This window comes from Arthrobacter ruber, assembly GCF_002954225.1.
GTDB classification, from domain to species: Bacteria; Actinomycetota; Actinomycetes; order Actinomycetales; family Micrococcaceae; genus Arthrobacter_D; species Arthrobacter_D ruber.
The window spans coordinates 18,596-29,112 of sequence record NZ_PPTH01000015.1; the positions used below are offsets into that span (position 1 = coordinate 18,596).

10 protein-coding genes are annotated in these 10,517 nt (G+C 68.3%); 6 read left to right on the top strand and 4 right to left on the bottom strand.

Annotation, left to right across the window (positions count from 1 at the left end; genetic code table 11):
- Genes trpS through CI785_RS06740 form a run of 3 tightly spaced genes read left to right on the top strand, consistent with a single transcriptional unit; the run spans position 1 to position 2,725 of the window.
- A complete protein-coding gene (gene trpS / locus CI785_RS06730) occupies positions 1-1,056 on the top strand; it encodes a tryptophan--tRNA ligase (protein WP_105031326.1) in 1,056 nt (351 codons plus the stop codon).
- Positions 1,057-1,092: 36 nt separating this feature from the next.
- Positions 1,093-1,659, top strand: a complete 567-nt coding sequence (locus CI785_RS06735; protein WP_240615049.1) for a 2'-5' RNA ligase family protein — start codon at positions 1,093-1,095, stop codon at positions 1,657-1,659.
- Positions 1,619-2,725, top strand: coding sequence for a YihY/virulence factor BrkB family protein (locus CI785_RS06740; RefSeq protein ID WP_105031328.1), 1,107 nt, complete (start codon positions 1,619-1,621; stop codon positions 2,723-2,725). Before CI785_RS06735 ends, CI785_RS06740 begins: the two co-directional genes overlap by 41 nt.
- Before the next feature lie 118 nt (positions 2,726-2,843).
- On the opposite strand, the gene CI785_RS06745 is transcribed toward CI785_RS06740, so the two are convergent.
- The 4 genes from CI785_RS06745 to sdhC form a co-directional block, all read right to left on the bottom strand.
- The gene (locus tag CI785_RS06745) at positions 2,844-3,629 is read right to left on the bottom strand and encodes a succinate dehydrogenase iron-sulfur subunit (protein ID WP_105031329.1); all 786 of its coding nucleotides are present in this window, start codon (positions 3,627-3,629) and stop codon (positions 2,844-2,846) included.
- Positions 3,629-5,407 carry a succinate dehydrogenase flavoprotein subunit gene (gene sdhA, locus CI785_RS06750; RefSeq protein ID WP_105031330.1) on the bottom strand — a complete coding sequence of 593 codons (1,779 nt, stop codon included), beginning with the start codon at positions 5,405-5,407 and terminating at the stop codon, positions 3,629-3,631. Before sdhA ends, CI785_RS06745 begins: the two co-directional genes overlap by 1 nt.
- 100 nt (positions 5,408-5,507) lie before the next feature.
- A complete protein-coding gene (locus tag CI785_RS06755; protein WP_105031331.1) occupies positions 5,508-5,975 on the bottom strand; it encodes a succinate dehydrogenase hydrophobic membrane anchor subunit in 468 nt (155 codons plus the stop codon).
- A 5-nt stretch (positions 5,976-5,980) separates the two neighbouring features.
- Positions 5,981-6,376 (bottom strand): succinate dehydrogenase, cytochrome b556 subunit, encoded by a 396-nt coding sequence (sdhC, locus tag CI785_RS06760; protein ID WP_240615050.1) that lies wholly within the window; start codon positions 6,374-6,376, stop codon positions 5,981-5,983.
- Positions 6,377-6,578: 202 nt separating this feature from the next.
- Here sdhC and CI785_RS06765 point away from each other — a divergent pair, with 202 nt between their 5' ends.
- The 3 genes from CI785_RS06765 to CI785_RS06775 all read left to right on the top strand — a co-directional run bounded on the left by CI785_RS06765 (position 6,579) and on the right by CI785_RS06775 (position 10,362).
- Positions 6,579-7,718, top strand: coding sequence for a mannose-1-phosphate guanylyltransferase (locus tag CI785_RS06765; protein WP_105031333.1), 1,140 nt, complete (start codon positions 6,579-6,581; stop codon positions 7,716-7,718).
- 150 nt (positions 7,719-7,868) lie between these two features.
- Positions 7,869-9,017: an amidohydrolase gene (locus CI785_RS06770; protein WP_420808220.1), complete on the top strand. Its 1,149-nt coding sequence runs from the start codon at positions 7,869-7,871 to the stop codon at positions 9,015-9,017.
- Between the two features lie 232 nt (positions 9,018-9,249).
- Positions 9,250-10,362, top strand: coding sequence for a BMP family lipoprotein (locus tag CI785_RS06775; protein WP_105031335.1), 1,113 nt, complete (start codon positions 9,250-9,252; stop codon positions 10,360-10,362).
- Positions 10,363-10,517: the final 155 nt, after the last annotated feature.

The window sequence follows — 10,517 nt, forward strand, 5'->3', positions numbered from 1 at the left end:
ATGACAGTCACCGCGACATCGTCCACGCCCGTCCCGGACACCGGTCGGCGCCAGCGCGTCCTCTCCGGCATGCAGCCCTCCGCCGGATCGCTGCACCTCGGCAACTACCTCGGCGCGCTCGTGCACTGGGTGCGGCTCCAGGAGACCTACGACGCCGTCTTCTTCATCCCCGATCTCCACGCCATCACGGTGGCGCAGGATCCGCAGGAACTCGCCCACCGGACGCGGCTCACGGCGGCCCAGTACATCGCCGGCGGTGTCGACCCGGACCGGGCCACGCTCTTCGTGCAGTCCCACGTCCCCGAGCACGCCCAGCTCGCCTGGGTGCTGAACTGCTTCACCGGGTTCGGCGAGGCGTCCCGCATGACCCAGTTCAAGGACAAGGCCTCGAAGCAGGGGACCGACGTGGCGAGCGTGGGCCTGTTCACCTATCCGATCCTGCAGGCGGCGGACATCCTCCTGTACCAGCCCGACGGCGTGCCCGTCGGCGAGGACCAGCGCCAGCACGTGGAGCTCAGCCGCGACCTGGCGCAGCGCTTCAACGCACGCTACGGCGACACGTTCGTGGTTCCCCGGCCCTTCATCCAGAAGGAGTCCGCGAAGATCTACGACCTGCAGAACCCGGCGGCGAAGATGTCGAAGTCCGGGCCCTCGCCGGCCGGCCTGATCAACCTGCTGGACGATCCGAAGGTGACCACCAAGCGCATCAAGTCCGCCGTCACCGACGCCGGCTCGGAGATCCGCTTCGACCCGGCGGAGAAGCCGGGCATCTCGAACCTGCTCTCGATCTACTCGGCCCTCACCGGCAGGGGCATCGCCGACCTCGAGGAGGCGTACGAGGGGCGCATGTACGGGCATCTCAAGGTGGACCTGGCCGAGGTGGTGGTCGAGGCGCTCGCCCCCGTGCGGACCCGTGCCGAGGAACTACTGGCCGACCCCGCGGAGCTCGACCGCCTGCTCGCCAAAGGCGCGGCGAAGGCACGCGACCTGGCGGCCCCCACGCTCGCCGATGTCTACGCGAAGGTGGGTTTCCTGCCCGCAGCGGGAGCCCGCTGACCCATGGACGCTTCGACCGGCCGGCCCCGAGGAGCGGTGACAGCCCTGACCCGTTCGCGCCCGAGCGGCAGCAGCGTGGGCGTCACCATCCCCATCCCCGAGCCCCTCGCCGGCGATCTCGAGGCGTGGCGCGCCTCCTTCGGTGATCCCATGGCCGCCGTGGTGCCACCCCATATCACCCTCATCACGACGACGCCGGCCACCGACTGGGACGACACCATCGACCACGTGCGCGCGGTGGCGCGCCGGCAGCACCCCTTCACGGTGACCCTGCGCGGCACGGGCTCCTTCCGGCCGGTGTCGCCCGTGGTGTTCCTGAAGCTCGCTCAGGGCTTCGACGAATGCGTGGAGTTGCACGAGAGGCTCCAGGCCGGTCCCCTCGACCGTGATCTCGAGTTCCCCTTCCACCCGCACGTGACCGTCGCGCATGATGTGTCCGAGGCGGGCATGGACGCGGCGGGCGAGCTGCTGGGGGGCTTCGAGGCCTCCTTCGAGGTGCGGTCGATGGGACTCTACGAGCACGTGCCGTCCGGGCTGTGGAAACTGAGGGAGGACCTGCGCTTTGGCGAGGACGCTGACAGCTCCGAAGCCGCCGCGGGTTGACCAGCCGTCGCCGGTCAGCCTGCCCGATCTGCAGCGGCGGGCCATCGACGCGCAGGTCAAGGTCGGTCGGCTGACCCGCTCCGGGAGCGGCGGCACCGAGCTCCTGCTCGCGCGGGTGGACCTCGCACTGTGCCGCTTCTTCACGTTGCGGCCCGTGCGGGTGGTCCTGCTGTACAACGAGCGGCGCGGCCCACTGATGGCGGCCGGACTGGCGTACCGCCTCTTCTTCGCGATCGCTGCGCTGCTGGTGGTCGCGTTCGCCGCCCTCGGGATCGTGATCGCCGGCGACGAGGCCCTGCGCACGATCGCTGTCGACGCCCTCGACAGGGCGGTACCCGGACTGATCGGGGAGGAGGGCGGCGAGGGCGGCTTGGTGACCGCCAGGAGGCTCTTCGAGGCCACCAGCGGACTGGGCTGGACGATCGTCGTGTCCTCGGCGGTGATGCTCGTGACCGCCCTGGGCTGGATCGGCGGGATGCGTCAGGCCATGCGCGGCATCTTCGCCCTGGAGCCCGTCGCGGTCCACCCCGTGGTGCTCTGGGTGAAGGATCTCGGCACGCTCGCGCTGCTCGGGGTCATCATGCTCGTGACCACCGCGCTTGGGGTCATCGCCAACAACACCGTCGGCGCCCTCCTCGCCGTCCTGCGGCTGAACGCGGCAACCCAGATCCTGACCCAGGCTGCAGGCTTCGCGGTGATGATCCTCCTGGACATCCTCGTGGCCGTGGTCCTGTTCCGCTCCGCGTCGGCCATCGAGATGCCCCGGCGGGTCCTGATCCAGGGTGCGTTCATCGCGGGGCTCGGCACCACCCTGCTGCGGACCTTCTCGGCGCAGATCCTGGCCGGCTTCGGCAACAACCCGCTCCTGCTGTCCTTCGCGGTGATCCTCGCGCTGTTCATCTGGTTCTTCCTGCTCAGCCAGGTCTACCTGCTCGCGACCGCCTGGTGCGCCATCGGCTCGGCGGACGCGGGTGTGGCCTCCGACCGGGAGCTGCAGGCCAAGGCGGGAACGCTGTGGCAGCGCAGCCGCCGCAAGATCCGGGCCCAGAGGACCAACGGGTCCTGAACCGCCGGTGCTGATCGGGCCACGTCGCACGTGTTGCCTGAACGCGAGGAAGGGCGGCCCCCAGGGGGGCCGCCCTTCCTCGTGCCGGTGTCACCGGCGGTGGTTCGTCGGCGCCGGCTCAGACCTTGCGGGTCAGGATGGCCTGCTTGACCTCGGAGATGGCCTTCGTGACCTGGATGCCACGGGGGCATGCCTCCGAGCAGTTGAAGGTGGTGCGGCAGCGCCACACACCTTCCTTGTCGTTGAGGATCTCGAGGCGCATGTCGCCGGCATCGTCGCGCGAGTCGAAGATGAAGCGGTGTGCGTTCACGATCGCGGCCGGGCCGAAGTACTGGCCGTCGGTCCAGAACACGGGGCAGGAGGACGTGCACGCCGCGCACAGGATGCACTTGGTGGTGTCGTCGTAGCGATCGCGCTCCTCGGCCGACTGCAGGCGCTCCTTCGCGGGCTCGTGACCCTTGCTGATCAGGAACGGCATGATCTCGCGGTACGACTGGAAGAACGGCTCCATGTCGACGATCAGGTCCTTCTCCACCGGCAGGCCCTTGATGGGCTCCACGAGGATGGGCTTGGACGTGTCGAGGTCCTTGAGCAGCGTCTTGCAGGCCAGGCGGTTGCGGCCGTTGATGCGCATCGCATCGGAGCCGCACACACCGTGGGCGCAGGACCGCCGGAAGGACACCGAGCCGTCATGCTCCCACTTGACCTTGTGCAGGGCGTCCAGCACGCGGTCCGTGCCGTACATGGTCAGCTGCCACTCGTCCCAGTGGGCCTCGTCCGAGACCTCCGGGTTGTAGCGCCGTACCTTGAGGGTGACGTCGAAGGTGGGGATCTCCCCGCCGGCGACGTCCTTGCTGAGCTCGACCTTGGAGGCCGGCTCCTTCTCCATCGTTTCGGTGCTCATCAGTACTTACGCTCCATGGGCTGGTATCGGGTGAAGATAACCGGTTTGGTCTCAAGGCGGACGCCGCTCGTCAGGGTGGCGCTCGGGTCCTTGTAGGCCATGGAATGGGTCATGAAATTCTCGTCGTCCCGCTCAGGATAGTCCTCGCGGAAGTGCCCCCCGCGGGATTCCTTGCGGTGCAGGGCCGCCGCGGTCATGACCTTCGCCATGTCGAGGAGGAACCCGAGCTCCACGGCCTCGAGCAGGTCGAGGTTGAACCGCTTGCCCTTGTCCTGCACGGTGATGCGCGTGTACCGCTCCTCGAGCGTATCGATCACGCGCAGTGCCTCGAGCAGGGTCTCCTCCGTGCGGAACACCTGGACATTCGCGTCCATGATGTCCTGCAGTTCCTTGCGGATCAGCGCCACGCGCTCCCCGCCCTCTGAGCTGCGGGCCCGGTTGAGCAGTTCCTCGGTCTCCAGCGTGGGGTTCTCGGGGATCTCCACGAAGTCCGCGGTCAGGGCGTACTCCGCGGCGGCGAGGCCCGCCCGCTTGCCGAAGACGTTGATGTCGAGCAGCGAGTTGGTCCCCAGGCGGTTCGAGCCGTGGACCGAGACGCATGCGACCTCGCCGGCCGCGTACAGGCCGGGCACCACGGTGTCGTTGTCCGCCAGCACCTCGGCCTCGATGTTGGTCGGGATGCCGCCCATGGCGTAGTGGGCCGTGGGGAAGACGGGCACCGGCTCCGTGTAGGGCTCCACGCCGAGGTAGGTGCGGGCGAACTCGGTGATGTCCGGGAGCTTCGCGTCGATGTGCGCGGGCTCGAGGTGCGTGAGGTCGAGCAGGACGTAGTCCTTGTTCGGGCCGGCGCCGCGGCCCTCGCGCACCTCGTTCGCCATGGACCGCGCCACGATGTCGCGGGGGGCGAGGTCCTTGATGGTGGGGGCGTAGCGCTCCATGAAGCGCTCACCCTCCGAGTTGCGGAGGATGGCACCCTCACCGCGGGCTGCCTCGGACAGGAGGATCCCGAGGCCGGCGAGGCCGGTCGGGTGGAACTGGAAGAATTCCATGTCCTCGAGGGGGATCCCGCGGCGGAAGGCGATGCCCATGCCGTCGCCGGTCAGCGTGTGGGCGTTCGACGTCGTCTTGTAGACCTTGCCGACACCACCGGAGGCGAAGACGACCGACTTCGCCTGGAAGACGTGCAGCTCTCCCGAGGCGAGGTCGTAGGAGACGACGCCGGCGACGCGCTTCTGGATGCGGGTCTCGCCGTCGACGATGACCTGCTCGTCGACCATGAGCAGGTCCAGCACGTAGTACTCGTTGTAGAACTCGACGTTGTGTTTGACGCAGTTCTGGTAGAGCGTCTGGAGGATCATGTGCCCGGTGCGGTCGGCCGCGTAGCACGAGCGGCGCACGGGCGCCTTGCCGTGGTCACGGGTGTGGCCGCCGAAGCGTCGCTGGTCGATGCGTCCCTCGGGCGTGCGGTTGAACGGCAGGCCCATCTTCTCGAGATCGAGGACCGCCTCGATGGCCTCCTTCGCCATGACCTCGGCGGCGTCCTGGTCGACGAGGTAGTCACCGCCCTTGACGGTGTCGAACGTGTGCCACTCCCAGTTGTCCTCCTCCACGTTGGCGAGTGCTGCGCACATGCCTCCCTGCGCGGCCCCCGTGTGGGAGCGCGTGGGGTAGAGCTTCGTCAGGACGGCGGTGCGGGCGCGCTGCCCGGACTCGATGGCTGCGCGCATCCCCGCGCCGCCGGCGCCGACGATGACGACGTCGTACTTGTGGACCTGCATGCTGGTCGCTCTTTCTGTTGAAACCGGTGGGTGCACGGGGCCTTCCGATGGGTCCGCCGTGCGGGGGCTGCCGGGGACCGGCAGGTACTACCGAGAAGGGTTACGGGGTGGGGCAGTAGTCCGCGACATGGGCCACGCCGTTGATCACGGGGCAGGGATCGAAGGTGAAGATCACGAGGGTGCCGAGGACCACGATGACGACGGTCGCCGTGTAGAGCACGCCCTTGAGCCACATCCGCGTGCTGTTCTTGTCCGCGTAGTCGTTGATGATGACGCGGATGCCGTTGGTGCCGTGCAGCATGGCGAGCCACAGCATCGTGAGGTCCCAGATCTGCCAGAACGGACTGGCCCACTTGCCGGCGACGAAACCGAAATCGATGCCGCTGATGCCGTCGCCGGCCACGAGGTTCACGTAGAGGTGGACGAAGATCAGCACCACCAGGATGGCGCCGGAGATCCGCATGAACAGCCATGCGATCATCTCGAAGTTGCTGCGCGAGGTGGAGGAACGGGAGTAACCCGGTGCAACCCGTCCGGAACGGGGGGTTTCGATGATTGGGGTAGCCATGGGTACTAGCCTCCGAAGACGTGCGAGAGATGGCGGATCGAGAAGGCGATCATGACGACCGCCCAGAGGCCGACGACGCCCCAGAGCATCTGGCGGTGGTACTTGGGGCCCTTCTTCCAGAAGTCCACGAGGATCAGTCGGATGCCGTTGAAGGCATGGAAGACGATCGCGGCGACCAGTCCGAGTTCGCCGAGGCCCATGATCGGGTTCTTGTACGAGGCGATCACCGCGTCGTACGCCTCGGGGGACACCCGGACGAGCGACGTGTCCAGGACGTGGACGAGGAGGAAGAAGAAAATCACGACCCCCGTGATGCGGTGGGCCACCCAGGACCATTGGCCTTCACGGCCCCGGTAGAGGGTGCCCGCTGGTGTCAGCGACTTAGTCAGTGTCTTCGGCATTGAATGTACCTCCCTGCATCGCATGGGCGTTAGCGCGATATACGCAGGGATTACGCCGGTGCGACAGCACTCTTCAGTAACAATAATCTAGGCCGGTGACACTCCTGGATCAATTTAGGGCGGCCTTCCCTGTGACCTTGTTAACACCCGGGCCCGGCACGCGGTTCCGGGTGCTTCCCGGGTGTCGGTTACCGTGGACGTGATGACTACCGAGAGGGCCGCTGCCCAGACCCATGACAACGTGATGGACCGCTTCTACGGCGTGATCCCCGCGGGAGGTACCGGCACGCGCCTGTGGCCGCTCTCGCGTGCGGCCGCTCCGAAGTTCCTCCACGACCTGACCGGCTCCGGCAGCACCCTGATCCGTGCCACCTACGACCGCCTGCGGCCGCTCTGCGACGGACGCACCATGGTGGTCACCGGGATGGTGCACCGGCGGGCCGTGCTCGAACAGCTGCCCGAGATCGACGACGCGAACCTCGTGCTCGAGGCGGAGCCCAAGGACTCAGGGGCGGCGATCGGGCTGGCTGCGGCGATCCTGCACCAGAGGGACCCGGGCATCATCATGGGGTCCTTCGCGGCCGACCAGGTGATCGCGCCGGTGGAGGTCTTCCAGGACGCCGTGCGGGAGGCGATCCATACGGCGGCCCGCGGCTACATCGTCACGATCGGCATCAAGCCCACCCATGCCTCCACCGGCTTCGGCTACATCCGGGCCGGTGAGGCGCTCGGGACCGAGGGCGCACCCAGCGCGCGCGCGGTCATCGAGTTCGTGGAGAAGCCCTCGCAGGAGGTCGCCGACGGCTACATCGGGAGCGGCAACTACTCGTGGAACGCCGGCATGTTCGTGGCGCCGGTCGACCTCATGCTCAAGCACCTGTCCGCGAACGAGCCGGAGCTGTACGCGGGCCTCATGGAGATCGCCGAGGCCTGGGACACGCCCCAGCGCGTCGAGGTGGCCCGCCGGGTCTGGCCGACGCTGCCGAAGATCGCCATCGACTACGCCGTGGCGGAGCCGGCCGCCGCCGCGGGCGACGTCGCCATGATCCCGGGCGAGTTCAGCTGGGACGACGTCGGGGACTTCGCCGCGATCGGTCGCCTGAACCCCGCCGAGGAGAACAGCGAGCTCACCGTGATGGGGGAGGGCGCGCGCGTCTTCTCCGAGAACGCCTCCGGCATCGTGGTGTCCGACACCAAGCGCGTGATCGCGCTCATCGGGATCGACGACGTCGTCATCGTCGACACCCCCGACGCCCTGCTCGTCACCACGAAGGAGCACGCGCAGGAGGTCAAGAAGGCCGTGGAGCGGCTGCGCGCCAGCGGGGACACCGACGTCCTGTGACCCCGGCGTCCTCCCGGGACGCCCATCTGTCGAACAGCCACGCTCGTGGGTCCCGTGTGGGGTCCGCGGGTCCCCGGTGGGTAGGCTGAAGGAGTGAAGACGTTCAGCAGGCAGAGTCCGCCGACCACCCGGGTAGGGGCCTCCCTCGACCTGTTCCACGGTGAGCTCATTGGAATCCGCCGCGACATCCACCGCCACCCGGAGCTGTCCTACAAGGAGCACCGCACCACCGACGTCATCGTGGCCCGGCTCGAGCAGGCGGGACTGGCGCCCCAGCGGCTCGAGGGCACCGGTGCGTTCGTGGACGTGGGGAGCGGGCCGCTCCGGCTCGCGCTGCGCGCCGACATCGACGCCCTGCCGATCATCGAGGAGACGGGCCTCGACTACGAGTCCGCCTCGACGGGCATCACCCACGCCTGCGGTCACGACATCCACACCACGGTGATGCTCGGCGTCGCCCTGGTGCTCGCCGACCTCGACGCCGAGGAGGCCCTGCCCGGCACGGTCAGGATCATCTTCCAGCCCGCCGAGGAGCTGATGCCCGGCGGCGCGCTCGACGTGATCGCCCAGGGCGTGCTGGTCGGCGTCCCGCGCATCCTCGCGCTGCACTGCGACCCGAGGATCGACGTCGGCTCCGTCGGCACCCGGATCGGGGCCATCACGTCCGCGTCGGACACCATCCGCGTCGAGCTCACGGGCCGGGGCGGGCACACGTCGCGCCCCCACCTCACCGAGGACCTCGTCTTCGCACTCGCCTCGATCGCCGTGAACGTGCCGGCCGTCCTCTCGCGCCGCATCGACGTACGCAGCGCCGTGTCCGTGGTGTGGGGCCAGATCCACGCCGGCTCCGCCCCCAACGCCATCCCGGCCCACGGGTTCATGTCCGGGACGCTCCGGTGCCTGGAGGGGGAGGCCTGGCAATCCGCTGGCGAGATGCTCGACCGCGCCGTGCGCGAGGTGGCGGCACCGTTCGGCGTGGACGTGAAACTGGAGCACATCCGGGGAGTGCCGCCGGTGGTGAACCAGGAGGCCGAGACCGGGCTGCTGGAGGCCGCCGCGCGCGCCGAACTCGGGTCCCACGCCGTCGTCCTGACGCCGCAGTCCATGGGCGGCGAGGACTTCGCCTGGATGACCCAGGAGGTGCCCGGCGCCATGATGCGCCTCGGCACGAGGACCCCCGGCGGGGAGACGTTCGACCTCCACCGCGGCGACTACGCGCCGGACGAGCGCGCCATCGGCTGCGGTGTCCGGGTCATGGCTGCGGCAGCCCTGCAGGTCCTGCGGGGCGAGGACGCCTGAGGGCGTCCTCCGGGGCGTCGGCGCATAACGAAAACCGAACGATCCCGGCCCGCGGGCGGGCCATGTAGTGCTGCCCGTCACTTGGCCCTTAGGATGTTCGCATACGTGCTGCACCGACGGTGTCGCGGCGCCACGGTCTTCCAGTGACAACAGAGCCTCGGATCGCTTCAGACCCGGGAAGAGACACTCACTGGTACTCGTACCTGTGGCGCATTTCTTTCCTGGAGGCATTTTGAAGAACTCACTGCGCAAGTTTTCGCGCGGCACCGGCCTGTCCGCCGCCGTTCTCGGCGTTTCGGCCCTCGTCCTCTCCGGCTGCGGTGCGCCGCCGGCCGAGGACTCGTCCGGAGGCGGCGCCAGCGCCGAGGCCGGTTCCGACTACCTCGGCTGCATCGTCTCCGACTCCGGTGGATTCGACGACCGCTCGTTCAACCAGTCCAGCTACGAGGGACTGAAGAAGGCGGAGACGGACCTCGGCATCGAGATCAACCAGGCCGAGTCGCAGGCCGAGACCGATTTCGGCCCCAACGTCGACCAGATGGTCCAGGCCGGCTGCAACCTCACGGTCACCGTGGGCTTCCTGCTCGCCGACACCACCAAGGCCGCTGCCGAGACCAACACGGACGCGAACTTCGCGATCGTCGACGACAACTCGATCGACCTGCCGAACGTCAAGCCGATCATCTACGACACGGCGCAGGCCGCCTTCCTCGCGGGCTACACGGCCGCGGCGACGAGCGAGACCGGCAAGGTCGCCACCTACGGCGGTATCAACATCCCCACCGTCACCATCTTCATGGACGGCTTCGCCGAGGGCGTGGCCTACTTCAACGAGGAGACGGGCGGCGACGTGCAGCTGCTCGGCTGGGACAAGGAGAGCCAGAACGGCACCTTCGTCGGCAACTTCGAGGACGCAGCCGCCGGCAAGACCAACACCCAGAACTTCATCAACGAGGGCGCCGACATCATCATGCCGGTCGCCGGTCCCGTGGGCTCCGGCACGCTCGACGCCGTCATCGAGGCCAACGCCGCGGGCAAGGACGTCAAGGCGATCTGGGTCGACTCCGACGGCTACGAGACCGCGGGCAAGGGCGAGGAGTTCATCCTCACCTCGGTCATGAAGCTCATGGGCGACGCCGTCGAGGACGTCATCCGCACCGACGTCGAGGGCAACTTCGACAACACCCCGTACGTGGGCACGCTGGAGAACGGTGGAGTGGCCCTCGCGCCGTTCCACGACCAGGAGGCCAACGTCCCCGCCGATCTGCAGACCAAGCTCGACGAGCTCAAGGAGCAGATCATCTCGGGCGAGATCACGGTCGACTCGGCCGCCAGCCCCGAGTAGCACCACCACCGCTACGCAGACCGCCTTCCTCCCCGCGGATCCCCGCCGGGAGGAGGGCGGTTTGCGTTCACCCCGCGTGCGTGCCCCCGAGCCGCACCCGGTATCCTTTCCGATGGCTTTCTGACAGCCACGGCAGACACACAACAGAACAGGCT

What these genes read in the sequence shown, in the direction of transcription:
- trpS (WP_105031326.1), top strand. Translation starts at nt 1, where the DNA reads ATGACAGTCACCGCGACATCGTCCACGCCCGTCCCGGACACCGGTCGG.
- CI785_RS06745 (WP_105031329.1), bottom strand. Translation starts at nt 3,629, where the DNA reads ATGAGCACCGAAACGATGGAGAAGGAGCCGGCCTCCAAGGTCGAGCTC.
- sdhA (WP_105031330.1), bottom strand. Translation starts at nt 5,407, where the DNA reads ATGCAGGTCCACAAGTACGACGTCGTCATCGTCGGCGCCGGCGGCGCG.
- CI785_RS06755 (WP_105031331.1), bottom strand. Translation starts at nt 5,975, where the DNA reads ATGGCTACCCCAATCATCGAAACCCCCCGTTCCGGACGGGTTGCACCG.
- sdhC (WP_240615050.1), bottom strand. Translation starts at nt 6,376, where the DNA reads ATGCCGAAGACACTGACTAAGTCGCTGACACCAGCGGGCACCCTCTAC.
- CI785_RS06765 (WP_105031333.1), top strand. Translation starts at nt 6,579, where the DNA reads ATGACTACCGAGAGGGCCGCTGCCCAGACCCATGACAACGTGATGGAC.